Here is a 19,182-nt window from a genome sequence, read left to right as displayed (position 1 = left end):
GCAAGAGTCTAAGCCGGGGTCTCGATCCGTGCAATCTTACCCGGCGCGGGCCGGCTGATGACCGCAGGAGAAGTTGCCAACCTTACTTGGCCTTCACGTTGGTGCTTTCACCGGTCTCTTGCGCCGGGGTTGTCTTTAGCCAGAGAGCATACACCCGCTCGATTTCGTCGGGCTGTACCTTGCCGTCCCACACGGCCACGCCGTAGGTGAGGCGGAAAGGCCCGGCACCGGCTTGTTGATCGGCCGGCTGCGAGGCCGCGCGGCCCAGGGCCAGTTTCTCGTGCTGCAGGCCGAGCGTCGCGCAGAGATACGAGAACGGCTCGAGCATCGTGAACCAGTTAGCCGGGTGGCGTGCGTTGGTTGGATGGTCGAACATCGCCACGGTGACGGGTTTGCCGTCGGCCTCGGCGGTGTAGGCACACCAGCGTGACCGCTTGTCGTTGGTCCCGTCGACGCCATTGGCACCGTCGGCGTTGAAGAACTGGCCGGTTCCGTCCATCGAGGTGATGAACCGCATGCCCAGGCCGTAGTATCGCTCGCCACCTAAGGTCACGGCCGGCTGGCCGGCCCCGGCCGTTCGCCCGTCAGGGTTCAGTTCGCGGAACTCGGCGGTCCATGACACCACCGAGGCCTTGCCCGCCGGATCGGCCAGCACGCGGACCGCCCGCGTCTCGTGCAGCAGTCCCTTGCCGCCCGCTCGCCAGGCCACTTCCTCTTTGAATGACGCGCAGGGTAACCCGCCGGCATGCCCCGCGAACACGTCGCGAATTGCCAGATGCTCCTGTTTCCCGAAACCGTCCTTTTCCTCCCAGAAGTTCACCCCCTCGACTGCCACGGCAAACATCAGGCTGTGATGGTGGAGGTGGTCGAAGGGTGCGTCGCGAAGGATGTTGATGCCCGATGGCGTGCGAAGCTCCTGCAGGTAGGGCTTGAACGGCACCTCCGCGTACCGGTAGCGCCCGACCGGGCGGCCGCCGAGGTGAAGCGTAACGGCCGTGCTATCTATCGTGACCTGGGGCAAGTCGGCCGCCATGGCGGCCCCCGCGAGGATGCAAGGCAGACATAGCATCGCTGCCCCGAGACCCGCCATCCGGCGGTTGCATGCAGCTCGAAAAATCGGTCTATACATGTTGAACCTCCTCAAACAGTATGGGACTCTGGAGTGCATATGGTACCCGCCAATAGGGCTGACGGGCACGGGCCAGGGCCGGTCGGCGGCTCGTCCCGATTGGTTCTGCGGGAGACATGTCCCCGTCCAGGACCGGTTCTCACGACCCTGCCGGGTTGCCGCGGGCACCTGGGGTCGTTAAAGTGATGGTGGGTTTGGACGCCCGGGTCGGTCGGCGGGGGCAGATCCCCGAGCTGCCGGGCGGCTTCCTGCCGAGGACAGCTGGAAACCTGCAACTGGAAAGGCGGTCTGACAACGTGTTTGCCCGCAAGTGTTTAGTCCCTTCCGTCGCAACTGGTGCGCATTTTGCGCGCATGTTTCTGGATCGCAGAGCACTTGGGTTGCGGCCCGCAAAAAGGCGGTCCGCCTTGGGTCTACTGGTGCCTTTGTTGGGCATGGGAATCGGCGCCGGTCTGCCCCTCCTGAGCAGCGGCTGCGCGGGTCGTTACGACGTGAATGAGGTTCTGCGGTACCTTGTGGAGCGACGCGGTCTCGATACCGGGGAAAACACGGTTACCGTCCGCCTCTCCAACCAGACTGCCGGCTATGACGAGCGGGTGACCCTGCGCATCGATGGGCTTACGTCGGTCTTCGAGTGCCCGGCCGACGAGATGGTCTGCGACTACATTCTCGTGGAGATCCCCGACCTGATCGAGGTGATCGAGGAGCAGCGATACGATGAAGATGGGGGCTTCGCCGGCGGACGGATTCTGGAAGGTCAACCGGGTTTCACCCTCGACAAAACTCAATACCGTCCCGGCTCCATCATCGTGCTGCAAATGGGAGTTGAGTCCGCCAGGGTTCGTGTTTTGTAGAACCGGCGGTGAGAGTCAGCGGCTTCCACGAGGGCCTGCCCTCGGGGGTGCCGCTTTTTTTCGGCTTTCAAGGATGATGGCCTCATCCTCGGCGGGCTCGGACTTGCCTTTCCTGTTTCCGGTCTCGACAATGCCCTGGCATGTGCGGCATCGCCGGGATCATCGACTTTGCCGGCCGGCTCATGGATCCGGATTTGCTTCGGAATCTCTGCGGTTGCCTCGCGCACCGCGGGCCCGATGACACCGGCATCTGGGCGGCCCAGACACCCGGCTTTTCAGTGGGGTTGGCCCACACCCGGCTGGCGGTGATCGATCCGACGCCCGATGGTCATCAGCCGATGACCGATCCCAGTCATCGCCGCGCGATCGTTTACAACGGCGAACTCTATAACTACCGCGAGCTTCGCGAGCAGCTTCCCGGGCCTTTTGAAACCGCTTGTGATACCGAGGTGGCGCTCGCCGCGTGCATGCATTGGGGCCCGGAGGCCCTGCGGCGTTTTGATGCTATGTGGGCAATGGCGTATGTCGACCTCGAGCGGCGGTCAGGTCATCTGTCGCGCGACCCGATGGGGATCAAGCCGCTCTACTGGACGTTCCACAACCACCGACTGGTCTTCGCCAGTGAATTGTCCACGCTTTGCCGCATACCGGAGGTGCGGCGGGAGATCGATCCGCAGGCCGTTGCGCTGTACCTCACGCTGGGCTGGATTCCGCATCCCCGCACGATCTTCGCCGGGGTGCAAAAGCTGTCGCCGGGGCATTGCTTGTTCTTCGATGCACGCGGGCCGATGAACCCGGAACCGTTCTTCCGCCTGAATCCTCTGCCCGCCCCACCCCCAGCCTATGCCGACGCGGTTTGTGAACTCCGGCGGCGTGTCGAAGAAGCCGTCCTCGCTCAGCGCATCGCCGATGTCCCGCTCGGCGCGTTCCTCTCGGGCGGCCTCGATTCCTCCATCGTGACCGCCTGTCTGGCCCGCGCCGGCCCGACGCCGGTCGAGACTTTCAGCATCGGCTATGCCGATCATCCACGATACGACGAGACCGAGTATGCGGAACTGGTCGCCCGTCACTTGGGCACGCGGCATCACACATTTCGCCTCGCCTTCAAGGACGTTCTCGACGCCGTCGAGCCCGTGCTGAACCATCTCGGTGAGCCCTTCGCCGACAGCTCGCTGCTGCCCGCTGCTCTGGTCAGCCGTTATACGCGGCGACACGTCACCGTGGCCCTCAGCGGCGATGGCGGCGATGAGCTATTCGCCGGGTACTGGCGCTATGCCGGCCATCACTACCTGGCCCGCTACCGCCGCCTGCCGCGCGTGCTTCGCAGGGGTGTCATCGAGCCGATGCTCAAGCTGGCGCCGCAGGCCCGCTCCAACCGCCTATTGGATCGCCTGCGGCAGGCGCGCAAGCTGCTCCGCGGCGATTTGGCCGATCCTCTTGGCACCCATCTGGCTTGGGCTCGGATCATCGATCAGCGGCAGGCGACCGAATTGCTGGGACCCGAGCGCGCTGCCGGCGCCGGCGAGTACCTCGTCAACCTCTATCGTGACGCTCCCGCGCGGCTGCGAGCGGACGCGGCTGAGCTGACTCCGCTGGACCGTATTCTCCTGGCCGACCTGGCCATCGGTCTCCCGGCCGACATGCTTCACAAGGTCGATACCGCCAGCATGCTGCACAGCTTGGAGGTTCGCGTGCCGCTGCTGTCCGTTGACGTCGTCAACTTCGCGGCATCGCTGCCGATCGAGTACAAGCTCCAGGGCTCGATCGGCAAGCGCATCCTCCGCGACGCATTCCGCGACGTACTGCCGGAGCCGATTCTGAATCGCAAGAAGATGGGATTCGAGGTACCCGTCGGCGAGTTCCTGCGCAACGAGCTTGCCCCAATGTACAAGGATCTGGTCACGAAAAAGGCCTTGCAGGATTTCGGCGTCCGCCACGAAGCCGCTCAGCGGCTATACGAAGCCCACTGCCGCCGCCGCGCCGACCACACCGAGATCCTCTGGGCACTCCTGGTGCTCTGTCACTGGAAGAGTCGGAAAAACCAAGACGGGCGATAAACAACCATCAGCGATCCAGAAGCATCGCACTTCACGGATGCCATCACTGCCGCGGGTTGGTCCTTGTGGTCGCTGGTCGCCGCGGCGAACCCTGAATCACACGCTTTCCCGCGTGCGTCTCAACCTGCCGGTAATGCTCCACCAGCTTGTCCCAGTCACCTTCGCAGTCCGCCTCCGTCTTGCGACGGGCTTCTCGGATATCTTCAACGATCGGGTCTCTAATCATCTCGAAACTCCAGCAACTCCTCCGGTGTGCAAATACCGGGGGATGCAATTCCCCAGAACGACCAAGAAAGAGGGCACCCGCTTTCGGTGAAGTCGGATGCCCTCGGGGTTTCACGATCCGACCGGCTTGCCGGTCAGGGACCGCAGTTGATCCAGCAGGTTGGTGTTGCCGAACACGAACGTGGGCTTCGAGTCGGCGAGGATCTCCTGAAGCAGCTCCAACTCCTTCAGCCGCGCCAGGATCGGGTTCTCGGCCAGCAACCGGGCGGTGTTCGCCTGGTTCCGAGCCGCGGCCGTCTCCTCACGCCGCTTGATCAGGTTGGCTTGAGCCCGCTTTTCTGCGGCCAGAACCTCGTTGAGCAACTGCTTCATGTCGCCGGGCAGGATGATGTCCCGGATACCGACGTTGCGGACGGCCAGACCCATCTCGGCCGCCCGCTTGCTCAACGCCTCGATGATTTCCTGGCCAACCGCCTGCTTGTCGGTCAGCAGGGCATCGAGCGTCCGAGCGCCCACCGCCGCCCGCAGGGCCAGTTGAGCCTCCCGGTAGAAGGCCTGAGCATAGTCGTCAACCGTGCTCACCGCCTTGACCGGGTCAACCACCTGGTAACCCACGCTCAGGTTCAGCCGCAGCGTCACCTTGTCCTGGGTCATGATCTCCTGACCCGCGATGTCGGCGACCAGCTCCTTGAGACTCACCTTCCTGCATGCGAAGCTCGTGCTCTTCCAGTACAGGTACGTTCCGGCACGCAGCCGGTCGATCAGCGTCCCGTTCTGGAAAACCAAAGCCTCTTCCTCCGGACCCACCTGGATCACGTTGACCCACAGGGCGATGTCCGGCCGGCCGGCCAAGGCCTCCAACTCGGGCTTGTGCAGCCGAACCTGGGCGATGTCGAAGATCTCGATCCGCAGCCGGTACGGTTCCTTCCAGAAGGCGTACCGCCCCGGCCCCAAAACGTAGGTCAGGCGCTCATCCAGCCAGACCAGCGCCCGCTGCGCGTCCGTCAGGTTGATCACCTCAACCGCTGCTCGCAGTCGCTCATCCGCCAGCAGGATCTCCAGTAGCGGGTGCGCCAGCCGCGTTTCCAGGATGCCGGCCACTTCGATCCGCGTCCGGCGCAGCGGCGAGTACCAGTAGACGCCCGGATTGAGCAGCCCGCGGAAGTCGCCGTCCTTGAACAGCAGACCCCGCTGGTACTTGGTGACTCGCACTCGCTTCAACATGATCGCATACCTCCCTTCACAATGCGCTCGGCTGCCACTGGCGGCCTTCATCCTGAGCTGCCGTCGAGGGGCTTGCCCGCCAGTGCATGGGCGGCACGGACACACGAGCCGCCCGTGGCACCCAACCGGCATAGGTTCCTAATCTCTCATCCTCACGACCGCGGCCATTGTCCGAGCCGGAGGTGGATTCGCGGTTTCGTCCCGTGGCTACGGCGGAACCCGGCTTGAGTCGGGCCTCCCGTCGCCTCGATGCGGTGTCTCGCTGCACACACAAGCTCGATGCCGCCTTCGACGACGATTGGCCCGGCGGTATCCGCCGGATTGCAGGGCTTTCGACACGGTGTCGACAGTGGGCGTTGGCTTTGGGATAACCCGCCGCGCAACCGCCGCGACCATCGACCGACGTCACCTCGAATCTCACCTCCAGACTCGACCTTCTGGTGGTCCAAGCAGGAATCGAACCTGCTACCTACGGGTTAAAGGCCCGTTGCTCTACCAAATGAGCTATTGGCAGCTTGCACCGCAGGTACCGCGGTCGACGCCGTTCACGGAACACACGCCTGCAACGCCTTCCTCGGTGGCCGCGTGCGCCGCCGGCCGACACCTCCAGCGCAACCATCGTTGACTCTGCCACGCGGGCGCACCCTTTCCCCGGCACGAAGCCCTCTCGTTCGTGCTGATACGGGGACCGGAGTTCGCCGGGCGCGCACCATCGCCGTGCCGCCCGAGGCGGATGTTGTCATCTCCTCTTCAGACTGTTCCCTTCAGGAATCTCGGCCTCATCGGCCGTCATCGAGCCAAGCGCCCACGGGACAGGAAAACAAAAACCCCGAGGCCGCAAAGCTTCGGGGTGAATCTGCACGATCGACCTGATCGAACAAACCTACCCGGAGCCCTCCTTTGAGGAACGGCCCTCTTTCACATTCATTGATATCGCGCAATACATCATCGCATTCTCCTGTGCGGACATATATATACACGCGCTTTTTCAAAATGCAAGCGAAAACTGCGGAAATGTGCAAGTTTTCTTGAGATCGCCCCAAGGACAGGCGGATCTCGTCCGTCAGTCCGCGCAGTCGGCGTCCGCTGCCGCGTCGCGCCCGCTGATGCAGCGGAGGAACAGGGCGGCATCATCCCGGTCCACGTCGCCATCCGCGTCGAGCCTGGCGGCGGCACACGCCGGGTCCTCCTGCGGAATCGTCACACCGCTCAGACATCGCTGGAACATACCGTAGTCTTCCTGATCCACGTCGCCGTCGCCATCAAAGTCACCCGGGATCTGAGCGGGGACAATCGACAGTTGAACCTGGCGGGAAACGGCGATGCCGTTGGAGGTGCTGACCACGCACCGGTAGCCGGCCGCATCGGCGTTGTCCACGTTCGAGATCGTCAGTGTTGTCGTGGTGCAGCCCGAATAGTGCCCGCCGTCGCCGAGGTCCGAGCCGTTCTTCTGCCATCGGTAGCTGAGTGTGCCCACGCCCGAGGCCGCCACGGTAAAAGAGACGGTCGAACCGGCCGTCGCGACTTGCCCTATCGGCTGCTGCGTGATGACCGGCAGACACGCGTCGGGCGCGAAGGCACAGAGCTTGGGGTGAACCTCCTGGGCGTAGCGTTGCTCAATGCTGTCTCGCAGCAGCGGGTTGGAGGTGACCACGATCATCCGCGTCACGTCCACCGTGCCGAGATTCACCTGCAACTGGTTGCCTGCGACCTGCGTTGTGGTATCCCGGATGCCGCTTGCCACGATCTCGAACGCCTCAGGAGACTGCAGCCACGCCGGCAGGCTCACTGTCAGACTCGCGCCGGCCACCGGGGTGTAGTGGCAGCCCTGTTCGTCGTTGTAGTACTGGTCGTTGACCACAAACAGCAGAAGGGCGTCGGTGCCGGCGACCAGCGACCTGACCCACAGTCCCGAACTGGTTTGCAGGCTCAGCTCGGCCGGGCAGCCCAGGACCAGCAGTGGCGCCGCGGTTCGGATTTCGGCGCCGAGAAGCCCGATTTCCCGCCAAAGTGCCAGCGCGGCCGGGGTGCCGGCCCCGAGGCCGTTCGACGGTTTGCCCGGGAGGTACCACCAGTAGGACAGCCCCGTGGCACCGGCAGCGAGGGCATAGTAGACCTCAATGCGCTTGCACGCGGGCGGCGCAAACGGGAAGCGTTGGCCTGTCGTGGTGTCCACGTACTCGCACGAGTACAGCACGACATGCAGCGGATTGGGCTCGCAGCTTGACCGGGCAACGCGCGAGACCGCATAGATGTAGGCGGCCTTGCTGTAAAGCGGGATTCTTGTTGGGTAGAACCACAGCGCTTCGCGCAGGCGGTTCTGGTAATACGGATCGGTCATCAGCACATCCGGTACCTGCCCGTAGTTGTACCAGTTGAAAGGGGTGTAGGTGCTGTCGATGTTGAGCGTGGTCGGCGCCGTTGGGTCGGCGGCCCGGAGTTCCTCGCCGCGCTCGACGGCCATATCGGCGAGGGAACCGACCATTCTGTCCCCAGGCAGGCCGGTGACCCGCGAATCGGCGGCGTCGGGCTCATCCCGTATGAACCACAACTGCGGATTCTGACAAGACCATTTGCCGATCTCATCAATGACAAATCCATAGCCGTGGTCGGCGGCGTATTGCCTGCCCTCGGCCGTTTTCAGATAGCTCTTCAGGGCCTCCGACCCGCCTTGTACCACGAGCGAGTTGACGCAGTGATTGGTCGCGTCGTCAATCCACGCACGAGCGGCGGCGTAGTCGCCATCGGGAGCGTCTTTGGCGCCCCAGGTCCCGTAAATGAAAGGATTGGCCCACGTGCGAACACCGGCGGAGGCAACGCGGCCGTCGGCGTAGATGCCCTGGTACACATGGAACGAGGCGGGCGAAAGCGGTTGGGCCGATCGCAGGACGGATGCGGCAGTCTCGACACTCGGATCATTGACCGTAGTCGTGCTCGCGGTGACGTCGCTGCCATCGAACAGAATGGTTGTGGGAGCAGTACCGTTACTGCGCCGCCAGTACAGATACACCTTGGTCAAGTCTGACGAGAAGCTCACCCCGGCCGCGTGGGGTTGGTCGGCATCGACCGGTACGGTTGCGACGGTCGAACCGCCGGTGTGGATGACCGCAATACCGACCGTCGGAGTGGTGGGTACCTGCCGCAGTCGCACCACGATCTGCGCCGTGCCTCCGGCCGGGATCGTCTTCGGATCGGCTTTGTACCAGACCGGTTCGCCCGCGCTGATCAGGGTGTTGAACTGCTGCTGGGTAATGGCCCCGTGGGCCAGCGCGAAATAGATGCTGACCGGGTGACGCTTGACCACCTGCTCCTCCTCGTACAAGGCCAGTTCGAGGCTGATGCCGGCCAGCGTGACGTCTTGGACCGTCACCGAGGAAGGGCCGCTGTTCAGCAGGAACACGTGGACGGACGCGCCCATCGGCGCGCTGGGACCGCACGGCTCGGGCAACTGGTCGGGATGCCAGAAGCATTCGTATTCGGGTAATGCCCGGTCCGGCTTGTACTGGACGCCGATCAGAGTGATTGCCGCGTTTGCCGCCGAGCCGGCAACGGCGATGGTTAGCATAAACAGCGGAACGCGCCAAGTGCGGCAATCACCGTTGGGCATCACCTTCCTCCTCTCTGCCGGGCCGGTCGCGGTCCTGAACCATCTTAGCAAATGCAACGCGTCCCGGCCACGACATGCGTGCCGCTGCGGCATTGGAAGGAGAGAAGGTGTTCTCGATCGTTGTTCTGCCCCTTTGTGTGGGCCGACGTTCTTCGAGAGATTTCTTCTCAGCCCGAACCAAGGGTTCCGCGGAGCACCGTTTCTTCTTCGGAGGCCATCGGGATTCCCAGCACGTCATGAGCCCAGCGGGCGGGCACGCGCATACGCAGTTCGTTGACCGCCCGGTCGAGGACTTCGCTGAGTTCACGCCGATCGCGGGGCAATTCCAGTTGCCGCCGGAAGTAGGGCACCGGAACCCGATCGCCGAATCGCAGCCGTGCGACCGGCCCGAGAACGTCGCGACGGATTGTGCGGCCTTCAGAGGCGATGTCATCCTGCCGCAGATCGAGCCGCACTTCGTTGTGAACGCTCGGTCCGCCCGAGGATCGCTCCAGCCCCGCACCGGTGGTCTCGACCGTCAGCGTGCCGCCCAGCCACGCTTTGCTCAGCTCGCGGTTGAAGAACTCGCAGATGTGCTCGTAGGGCGGCGGGGACTTGCCTTGGCCCGCCTCCAGCAGTTGCAGCTCCACCGCCTTGCTGAAGATGCCGGCCGCGTCGGCGCGCAGCGATTCGAGCATTTTCAGCAGCTCGCGCTTCTCTTCCGGCGTCGCCGACGGCTCATATCGCGCGACCCGCACCGGCATCCCGAACAGCTCCGCATAGACCAGCCAGTCCTTCATCGCCAGGTGTTTGCCCAGGTAGGCGAGGGCGCTGGCTCGCAGCAGGCCGCCGCGCATCGGGTGTCCACTGGCGGCGTGCGGCACGTGAACGATGAACTTGTTCGGCGGCAGTTCGATTCCCTCGTACGGTGCCTCCTCGGTGAGCACGCGAAGCTTCCCGGCTTCGTCGAAGGTCAGCCGCTCAAAGGCCACCGGCACGATGTCCACCAGGCGCAACTCGCCATCAGCAAAGTCCCAGACGTTCTCGGCCACCGCAATGTTGCGGCCCAGAGCCAGGGACAAGTGTTCGAGCGCGTCGTCGAACCGCTCGATTCCCGACAGCACCTCGCCGCAATAGTCGGCCGCCTCGTCGGCTGCCGCTCGATCCGGGACGTCATGCAGGTCGGCCGCCGAGATCACCTGCCATGACAGCCCGGTCAGCGCCTGCCGCCGTGTGCGGGCCACGGCGTAAAGATGAGCGTCTTTCTCCTCCATCTGCTGGTACAGAGCCATGGCCCGGTCGATAGCTCCGTCGTCGGCTTCGCGGAGAATCTGCACCAAGCGCGCCGGCGTCAGCCCGTCGGCCGGGTAATCGCGCCAACGGTCCGCCGCCATGGGTTGTACCATTTGCCCCACGGACGGCCGCATCGCCTTGGTCGCTCGTCCGAACGCGTGTGCAATCAAGCGCTTCAATCCCATCTGTTGGTCCTCCATTTGCGATTACGTGATCGATGGTCTTCGATTCCAACTGCCAATCCGCAATCTCTGATTTCACATTTGAAACCTCAGATCTCCAATCCGGGACCTCCGATCGCCGATCTGGAATCTCAAATCTCAAATGTGAGATCTCATTCCCGGTCCTCGTGCCGTTTTGCTCTCTGTCGTCCGCCGTCTGCAAGGAGCAAGCTGTTGCCGGACTACCAGGTGCCCTCTCTACCGAATCGCAGACCCGGTCCGTGCAGGTACTCGATCGGGCCGGCCGGCTGTCCGGCCGCGCGAATGGCCAGGCATGCTGCCCAGAAGCGGTCGGCATGACCGCCGCCGGAGCGGGCGGCGTCGTATCGCGCCGGCCCGGCCGTCGTCACGCTCCGTCGAACCGAGTGCCAGTCGTTGCGAATCGCCTCGTCGGCCGGAATCCGGATCTTCTGTTCTTCGACCCGCAACCGCAGGCGGTTGGCTAGTTCATCCTTGACCGCGGCGGTGAAGGTGACGGGCTCAACTCGCGATCCACCGAACTCGTCCACTGCCGCCTCCGCCAGTGCCATGCCGATGCCGCCCGCGTCGATGCAGCAACGGGTCACCTGTCGCAGCGACAGCAGTCTCCGCAATGCCTGATACTGCTCGCGGAATGGTTCGCCCATCGACTCCCGCACACCCCGCGTGACCAGGATGTCACCTTCCGCCTCCAGCACCCATATCACCGTCAGGTCCCTGCATCGGCCGATGTCCACGCCGACGTAGAGCGGTCTCTTGCAGCGTTGCAGCCGCGTCTCATCCAGCGCCTTGTCCAACGAGGCATCCTCGACGCCCGCGATCAGCTCATGGCTCAGAAGGACTGATGACTCGTCCAGAAACTCGCAGAGAAACTCCTGCCGAAAGAGCTCGTCGTCCGACATCGAGCAGCGGATCTCCTCCGGATCGACCTCCAGTCCCGCGGCCACGGCGTCGTGCAGGGTCACAACCGACCGAGCGAACCGCTCGTTGGTCCGCAGTTCGGCGAAGAGGTTGTCGCGACCCTTCGGCGTCGAGGCCACGTCCAACTCGCCCCCGCCTCGTAGAATGGTCGGAAAGATCGACGCCCAGATCGCCCGGTCGTCGCGGTGCATGGCAAACTCGTCCAGCAAGACGTCCCCGGTGAAACCTCGGGCGGTCATGGGATTGGCCGGAAGTCCGATAATCCGCACGCCGTTGGACAACTCGATCGTCAGTTGACGGAAACGGGTTCCCTCGAAGAAGCGGTCACCGTGGAAACTGCACGCGATGTTCAGGGCCCGGCAATGCTGCCGCACCTTGAGCATCAACTCGGCGCTTTGCCGCTCGCCGGCCGAGAGGAGAATCTGGTTTCGCCGGCGGGCCAGCCCTCGCAGAAGCCGCTTGAGCGACTTGGTGAAGCTCTTTCCTGTCTGGCGAGACCAGCAGCACCAACTGAACCGCGCCGGTGATTCGATGTCGGCCTGCTGATACCTGAGCAGAGGGATGATGGGCCGACACTCCACCCGGACGGATGCTCTGGCAGTATCCAAAGAGCGGCTGATACCCGAGGTATCGCTCCCGGTGTCCCGATGGTTTACCTCTTGACCCGCGTCGATCTGACCTGCCTTCATGCCCAGCCTTCACCTCCGGCGCGTGTTGTCCACACGTGGCCATAACGCGCTGGGCTGCTCCGGAACCGGCCTTCTGAGCGGAACGGGTTAAGCCGCGCTCGCTCTTGGCAGCCGGGTATGCCCGGCCGTTTTCGAGGTCGCCACTCAGCCCATGGATGCGCATAGGCCGTTTTCAGTAAAGGACTTATTGCATGAGCGAGATGTTCGACTCGCTGCGGCCGGCTCGATTCGTACCCCTCAGGCTGACGGATCCGCTTTGAACCGCTTGACGCGGTAAGGTCAGGGGGGTAGAAGCGCGCCGATTGGCGCGGGCGGGAAGAAGCGACCGCGAGCCGTAGCGATGCTGGAAGGCCCTCACCGAGGTTTCTTACGGCGGTGAACGGCGTGACCTGTCGGCCAGTCTCAGGAGCCCCGCCGGCGGAGGGCGGGAAACCCCTGCCGGTTTTGGCCCGGTCGGATCTTGTTCTCAGCGTATCCCTCTACGATCCGGATGGGAGTATAGGTCCGGATAGCAGTATAGGAGGTTCCCTGGGAGCCGCGCCGCTGGGTGCTTCTCGGGCAGTCCCCCATACCCGATCCTTGAAGTCCTCAGCGGCCCCAGCACCACGCGCGGAGTTGGGGCGAGTAGATCAGGAGGGCGACCACAAGACCGACGGCAGTGCCTCCCAGCAGTGTTCCCTTGATGAGCAAGACTTTCTTGTCCAGCCATGCCGCTGCTCCGGGCCGCACCGCGTAGTCGCGCAACTGCTCCATGCGGTTGGCGATGCTGGAATGTCGCCAGCTCTTGGCGTCGATCGGGATGCCGTTGAGTGCCGCAATGCGGTATAACGCATCGGCAAACAACTCTGCGGCGGACGCACAGATCGCCTGAGCAGATGCCGGGTTGCTGCGATCTGCCGATATCGGGGGTGGTCGGTGAACAAAACAGGGCAAGTGGCAACCCTCTCCGCCAGGGGTCACATTCCTGGCCCCGAACAGGTCTGCCTGAAGCTCAAATTGTCGCGACACCGCCCCAAACCCGAGCAGCCAGATCAGGAGGATCATCACGGTGGCCAGCAGCGGCAGGTAGGCCTCCAGGTCGGCGATCTGGTCGAAGAACGTCGGCCATTTCGAGGCCGCAAACGCGATCAGTTCCATGACGCCGCCGACGATCAACATGCTCAGCACGGCGAACAGCAGGTAGAACTCGATATGGCGGCATTTGACGTGACCGGCCTCGTGACCGAACACCGCCTCGATCTTAGCGTCGTCCATCATCTCCAACAGCCCGTCCGACAGCAGAATGTACCTGACCGGTTTGATCAGGCCCATCACCGCGGCGTTGACCACCATGCCGTCGCTTTCCCAGATCAGAATACGGCGGTATCTCAGCCCCACGCGCCGGCAGAGGCCTTCGAGGCGCCGTCGCAGCTCGCCGTCCGGCAGCACGCGCGTATGCCAGATGTACCGCAGCATCACCGGGGCCACGAGGAACACGAGTCCTGCGATCGCTACCAGCACTACTTGGTCGGCCCACACAATGCCGAACGCGGCCTTTCGGATCGGGGCGGCATAGCACTGCACGAAATCGTTGGCCACCATGATCGGTAACATGGGAACGGCAATGATGAGCACGTTCTGGCGGAACATGAATCTGACGAACGCCCGCAGGCTCCACGGCGGGCGGGTGGGGACCGATGCCCAGAGTCTCAGTTCCATCGCGACCTGCCGGATGGCGCGGTCGGCCGGATAGACGGCCACGTATGAAGCCAGAATCGCGGCGAAAAACGGAGCGATCGCGATGATTTCGTCGAGACCCCAGACGGCGGCGATTCCGTCCCAACTTCGAATGAGCCGAAGCCAGTCGGTCAGGAAGACCAGCGACCCAAAACTGAGCAGGAGAACAGCTCGGATGACCGTGTGGCCGTGGCCCAGGCGTCGCTGGGCTGCCGGCAACCAGGAAGGTTCACGTTCGAGCTTCGCCCTGACGCGACGCGTGGTGATCGCCCCGGCGAGCCCGGCGGCGAGAATGTGGCCCGCGACTGCGGCGAATATCCAAGCGGGGCTGCTTACCAGTACCCATGCCCGAGCCGGTCCCTCGAAGGGGATGCTCAAGACGATCGCGAAAGCCGAAAAGACGATAAACTGCATGACTTACCGAGTCCCGTGCGACATAGCTTGCTTCCCTTTGCCGCAGTGGGCAAGCAGAGGTCATGCATCAAGCGTGCCGCGATTCCTTACGGGCCGACGGCCTCCAGCCGGTCGCCCGGCTTGACATGCCGGCCGTTCACGAAATCCTGCCAGCTCATGACGCGTTTGCCGGCCGGCTTGAGGCCGTGAATCTCCAGCGTTCCCTGCCGCGTCGCGACCGTCAGCAGAGAAGTGATCGTCCCCGGCGGCTCGCTCGCTTGAGCGGGAATGGCCGAAGCCGTGGCTATGATGATTTCCTCCGTTCGTCCGTCGGCATTGCGGTACAGGCACCGGGCCCCCGGCCAGGACCACATCGCCCGACACCGCAGAGCGATTTGCTCGGCCGGCTCATCAAACCGCAGCATGCCGTCCGCCTTGGTGAGCTTGGGTGCCTGCGTGGCCAGCGACTCGTCCTGCGGCTCGCCGGGATGGTGCAGATCCTGTTCCAGCAGCTTCAGCGTTGCCCCCAGGGCGTCGCAGGCTATACCTGCCAGACGGTCGTGCAGCTCCGCGGCCGTCTCCGTGGACCCGATCATGGTCTCGCGTCGGATCAGCACCGGACCGGCATCCAAGCGGTCGACGAGGCGAAAGACGCTCACCCCCGTTTTCGGCTCGCCTTTCAGAATTGCCCAGTTGATCGGCGCCGCCCCGCGGTACTTCGGCAACAGCGAACTGTGGATGTTGATACACTCGCCGGCGAACGCCGAGCGAAGTGGGGCATGGAGCTTCTGGCCGAAAGCCGCGACGATGCCGAGGTCCGCGCCCAGGCTCCTGATCTGTTCAACGAACCCGGCCTCGTTCGTGTCTTCGGTCTTGTATACGGGTAGTCCGAGCGACTCCGCCATGCCGCCGACGGGCGTGGCGGTTTGTTTCTTGCCGCGGCCTGCGGGCCGGTCGGGTTGAGTGACCACCGCGGCGATCTCGTGAGGGCTGTGGGCCAGCCATCGCAGGGCGGGCACAGCGAACTCGCCGGAACCGAAATAGACCACGCGCATCAAGCCGCTCCGGTGCGGGTCACAGGCCGCCCCAATAGCGCGGCCTCTGCCCATATGTCCGGATCATAAGGGTAGAACCGGGTACGGCCAAGTGATGCGGCTCGGCCGCTGAAGCGGTGCGAATCTGCCGGCCGAGCGCCAACCGACTTGCGGCGGTTTTGACCAGTGGACCGCAGTCGGTCGGCGGTGGCGGGGCTTTCTGTATTGCTCCCAGCTCGTCAAGGGTCGTCGGCAGGCATTCCGTTCGAAGACTCTCGTCGATGTCAACGTTCGTCACTCTATTTGCGACAACCCGCGGCCGGTCGCCTGTGGATGCAACCGGCCTGCCGCGAATGGCATCATCGCGGCATTCTGACGAACTCCACGTCGAATTGTTGCCCCATGGTCAGTTGATGGTAGACGCCCGTGAGGCGGTCTGTTATGGGATCGTATGCAAGCGTATAGTAGTTGCCGTCGTATCCACGGTCCTTCAGTTCAACCACGAGCTGAGTCTCACCTTTATCAGAAGCGACCTCGGCCTTGGAGACGTTGACCGGACCCGGGTTGAAATATGCGGCGTTCACCTTCCCTGCGGTGTCTACGCTTCGGATCTCCAGCACGTAGTTGCCGTCCGTGCGCAGCCACCGGCCGACCAGCTTGCCGGTGTCAACGGTTTTCGCGGGTGCCGGCCTCGCGGGCGCCTTGGTTTCCTGCGCAGCGGGGGGTGTGTACTGCGGGGCGGAACCGTCTTTGTTCAAAACATACGCCGCCATCGCGATCACGATCCCGATTGCGAGCAGCCCACCCACGAGGGGCAACCATACGGGCAGGCCGCTCTGCGTTCTGCCCGCGGGCTTGTCGGCTTTCTGATGTTGCCTGATCTGGCGGCCCATATATGCCTCAAGCGGAGCAATGTGGCTGTTCACATCATCGTTCTCATGATCGCCGCGTTCAGCGCGCCGGTCAACGAAGAGCGAGCCGCCCGGCGAGCGTCACAGAATCGCCGCGCCTGGCTCGAGAAGATGCTTTCGTGTTCGACCTCGTGGTCCGGAGTCATACACAGCCCTCCAACAAGCGGGTGGAAGGGCTGTTCGGGCATGGTCCGGGTCGTGGTAGGAAACCGCCCCCCTTGATTCGCCAAGCTAAATCCAATCTAATGGACTATCGGGACCGATTGCCGCGATCCACCCCCGCTGACAGTGACTCCCCGCAGAGAGGATGAGCTTCATGGGCCACGATACCGAGCATCGCGCCGACCAGTTGAGCCCCATCAGTCGCCGGGCGTTCTTCCAGAGCTTGGGCAACAAGGCCTTGAAACTGGGCATCTTCGGAACCGCCGCCGTATCGCTCGGCTCGGACGACGGCGGTTGCCGCATCAAGATCGGCTATGTCGACGCGAATTGCGGATACTGCGACGGCGCCGGGCAGGACTACGAACACTGCGACGGCGATTACTGCGATTACGCCAACTACGGCGACTACTCGGACGAAGGCTGCGGCTACTGCGATGGTACCGGCCAGGACTACGAGCATTGCGACGGCGACTACTGCGACTACGCCAACTACGCCGACGCGTGACCGCCAAGCCGGGTGTCTTGTCAGTCATGGAAATCATCATCAAGCCGACCGAAGCCTGCAACGGCACCTGCGTCTACTGCTCGGCCGACGGGACGTTGGGCAAGCGCAAGATCCTCCCGTGCGAGAAGCTCGGCCCGCTGTTTGACATCTTTGCTAAATGGGTTCGCAGGGACGACCGCAGAAACCTGCGTTTCCTCTGGCACGGCGGCGAGCCGATGTTGTGCGGGCCGGAATACTACGCCGAGATCATGCAACAGCAGCAACGCGCGTTCGGCGACGACCTTGACCGCGTCCGCAACGCCATGCAATCGAACCTCTCGCTGGTCGATGAGCACTGGGTTCCCGTGCTGCGGGACCTACTTAAGGACCAGGCGATCGGCACTTCGTTCGACATCGTCGACGGCGTCCGCGGCCTGGCCGGCGGCAAGAACCTGCGCGAGATCTGGGTGCGGGCAGTGCGCCTGCTTCGAAGCGCGGGCATCCGCGTCGGGGCCGTATACGTGGCCCACCGCCAATCGCTCGACAGGGTCGGCAACATCTACAACTTCTTCCGCAACGCCGGGTTGCACGTCCGCGTGAACCCTCTCTACAAGGAGGGCCGAGCGGACAGACGCCAATCGCAGCCGTTGTGGATCACCGCCGACGAGTACGGCCAGTTCCTCGTGGACTTGTGCGATCTTTGGCGTGCCGACCGGATGCGCTGGTCCATCATGCCGCTGATGGAATGGTACCGGGCGTGGAAAGGGCATTCGCGTCTCTGCTGCGACAGCCGGGGGATGTGCCACACCAGCCACCTGGGTATCAACCCCGACGGAGCAGTCTTCGGCTGCGGGCGTCAGTCGGACCATGGGGCCAACAGGCTGGGCAACATCTTCGAAGACGATCTCGACGAGATGCTGCGACAGCGCGAGCAAGGGCCGCTGGCCGGGCGATCCTCCAGTTTGCGTGACGGCTTCTGCCGCGATTGCCGGTTTTGGAAGTTCTGCCACGGCGGTTGCCCGATGATGGGCCTGCTCTACCACGGCGACATGATGCGGGAGACGTATTTCTGCGCCGCCCGCAAGCGGGTGTTTGAGCACTTCGAGAAGCTTTTCGGGCCTCCAACTGTAAGCGATCAGCCATCAGCTCTCAGCGGTCAACCATTAGCCCCTCGACGCGGCTCGGGACCAGCGTTCAGCGGTCAGCAATCAGCCATCAGCACTCAGCAAGAGGGCACGCAGCAAGAGGGCGCTCAGCAAGAGGGCGCTCACCAAAAGGGGCCGGATCCCCCCCCCTTAGCAGGGGGGGGGGGGGGGGGGTGGGAGTGCCCTACCTCCTCCGGAGGTGACGGAGCGTCTTCACTGAACCCTGCTTGCCACGCCGAAGCGAAGCGAAGGCGGGAACCCCGCTTGCCCGGCGAAGCCGTGGCGAAGCCGGGAACCCTGAACCCTCTATCCCGCTTCGTCGTGACCATCGAACGGCCTGATGGCTGGCCGATGCTCGACTTCGTGCGGATCGTCACACCGCAGCTGGATCTCGAACGCCTGGCCCTGGGACGGCTCGATCCGCAGGAACGCGCCCGCGGGCTTGTCAACCTGGAGCATTTCCTCGCCTCCCCGAGCGGCTACAAACCGTTTGCCCGACAGTTGACGATCATGGCCGGGCCTGAATTCGCTTATTCGCAAAACAAAGCAGACGCTATGCAAGACGGGCTTCTCGGCACGCTTCGCCGCCTGCGTGCCGAGTTGATGTTTTCGTCGGCGACGATCGGTGACGGCACGTTTGCCCGGCGGGCGGCCGATGCGAGCGTGCCGGTGCGGCTGGAGTTCGGCACTGACTACGACGAGGCCGTGCTGTCCGGCCTGCTGGACCATTTCCTGCACACTCCAACCTTGCAGGTGCCGATCGAGCCGTTCTTCACCCTGGCCGGGGCAATCGGTGGGCAGCGAAGACTGACGCTCTGGCAGATATTCGACAATCTGACCGGGCGATGCCTGTTCGTGGATGCCCAGCAACGCGTGTCCGTATCCCGGTGGTACGCACATCGAGGCGCGTTCCTCGGCAAGGTCGGCGACAGCATCAAGGTTATGCGGGAATCGGCTGCATGGAAGCAGATCGAGGCTTACGCGGAGCGAGTCTTCATCGAGCAGACGCCCTGTGCGTTCTGCGAGCACTATCCGTACTGCGGCGGCATCTGGCGGGCAACGAGTGAGGCAGACACGGCCTGCCTCGTCTGGCGGCGGCTGATGGACCGTATGGTCAAAGCCTATCGCGGTTGCTTGCCGGCCACATGATCCGCGGATA

General features: G+C 63.7%; 14 protein-coding genes. 4 read left to right on the top strand and 10 right to left on the bottom strand.

Going from position 1 to position 19,182, the window contains the following annotated elements:
* Positions 1–82 precede the first annotated feature (82 nt).
* Positions 83–1,129 carry a PmoA family protein gene (locus PLL20_02700; GenBank protein ID HPD28877.1) on the bottom strand — a complete coding sequence of 349 codons (1,047 nt, stop codon included), beginning with the start codon at positions 1,127–1,129 and terminating at the stop codon, positions 83–85.
* A gap of 407 nt (positions 1,130–1,536) precedes the next feature.
* On the opposite strand from PLL20_02700, the gene PLL20_02695 reads away from it, so the two are divergent.
* Positions 1,537–1,983, top strand: coding sequence for a hypothetical protein (locus PLL20_02695; protein HPD28876.1), 447 nt, complete (start codon positions 1,537–1,539; stop codon positions 1,981–1,983).
* A 140-nt stretch (positions 1,984–2,123) separates the two neighbouring features.
* Positions 2,124–4,040: an asparagine synthase (glutamine-hydrolyzing) gene (asnB, locus tag PLL20_02690; GenBank protein HPD28875.1), complete on the top strand. Its 1,917-nt coding sequence runs from the start codon at positions 2,124–2,126 to the stop codon at positions 4,038–4,040.
* Between the two features lie 43 nt (positions 4,041–4,083).
* Here the strand turns inward: asnB and PLL20_02685 are convergent, their stop codons facing one another.
* The 9 genes from PLL20_02685 to PLL20_02645 all read right to left on the bottom strand — a co-directional run bounded on the left by PLL20_02685 (position 4,084) and on the right by PLL20_02645 (position 16,378).
* Positions 4,084–4,266 (bottom strand): hypothetical protein, encoded by a 183-nt coding sequence (locus PLL20_02685; protein ID HPD28874.1) that lies wholly within the window; start codon positions 4,264–4,266, stop codon positions 4,084–4,086.
* 110 nt (positions 4,267–4,376) lie between these two features.
* Positions 4,377–5,489 carry a slipin family protein gene (locus PLL20_02680; protein ID HPD28873.1) on the bottom strand — a complete coding sequence of 371 codons (1,113 nt, stop codon included), beginning with the start codon at positions 5,487–5,489 and terminating at the stop codon, positions 4,377–4,379.
* Positions 5,490–6,552: 1,063 nt separating this feature from the next.
* The gene (locus PLL20_02675; GenBank protein HPD28872.1) at positions 6,553–9,096 is read right to left on the bottom strand and encodes an immunoglobulin domain-containing protein; all 2,544 of its coding nucleotides are present in this window, start codon (positions 9,094–9,096) and stop codon (positions 6,553–6,555) included.
* A 167-nt stretch (positions 9,097–9,263) separates the two neighbouring features.
* Complete coding sequence (locus PLL20_02670; GenBank protein ID HPD28871.1) at positions 9,264–10,553, bottom strand: DUF935 family protein; 1,290 nt, start codon at positions 10,551–10,553, stop codon at positions 9,264–9,266.
* A gap of 218 nt (positions 10,554–10,771) precedes the next feature.
* Positions 10,772–12,178, bottom strand: coding sequence for a terminase family protein (locus tag PLL20_02665; GenBank protein HPD28870.1), 1,407 nt, complete (start codon positions 12,176–12,178; stop codon positions 10,772–10,774).
* 588 nt (positions 12,179–12,766) lie between these two features.
* Complete coding sequence (locus PLL20_02660) at positions 12,767–14,308, bottom strand: M48 family metallopeptidase (protein HPD28869.1); 1,542 nt, start codon at positions 14,306–14,308, stop codon at positions 12,767–12,769.
* 86 nt (positions 14,309–14,394) lie between these two features.
* On the bottom strand, positions 14,395–15,396 hold the full coding sequence (fmt, locus tag PLL20_02655; protein HPD28868.1) for a methionyl-tRNA formyltransferase: 1,002 nt from the start codon (positions 15,394–15,396) through the stop codon (positions 14,395–14,397).
* A gap of 284 nt (positions 15,397–15,680) precedes the next feature.
* Positions 15,681–16,247: a hypothetical protein gene (locus PLL20_02650; GenBank protein ID HPD28867.1), complete on the bottom strand. Its 567-nt coding sequence runs from the start codon at positions 16,245–16,247 to the stop codon at positions 15,681–15,683.
* Complete coding sequence (locus tag PLL20_02645) at positions 16,244–16,378, bottom strand: hypothetical protein (GenBank protein ID HPD28866.1); 135 nt, start codon at positions 16,376–16,378, stop codon at positions 16,244–16,246. Before PLL20_02645 ends, PLL20_02650 begins: the two co-directional genes overlap by 4 nt.
* A gap of 170 nt (positions 16,379–16,548) precedes the next feature.
* Between PLL20_02645 and PLL20_02640 the strand changes: the two genes are divergently transcribed.
* Both PLL20_02640 and PLL20_02635 read left to right on the top strand, forming a co-directional pair.
* On the top strand, positions 16,549–16,899 hold the full coding sequence (locus PLL20_02640) for a hypothetical protein (protein HPD28865.1): 351 nt from the start codon (positions 16,549–16,551) through the stop codon (positions 16,897–16,899).
* Positions 16,854–19,172, top strand: a complete 2,319-nt coding sequence (locus PLL20_02635) for a radical SAM protein (GenBank protein ID HPD28864.1) — start codon at positions 16,854–16,856, stop codon at positions 19,170–19,172. Before PLL20_02640 ends, PLL20_02635 begins: the two co-directional genes overlap by 46 nt.
* The last annotated feature ends 10 nt before the right edge of the window (positions 19,173–19,182 follow it).

It is taken from the genome of Phycisphaerae bacterium, from assembly GCA_035384605.1.
Taxonomy (GTDB): domain Bacteria; phylum Planctomycetota; class Phycisphaerae; order UBA1845; family PWPN01; genus JAUCQB01.
The sequence above is the reverse complement of the archived record's forward strand: the minus strand, read 5'-3'. Positions and strand labels throughout refer to the sequence as shown.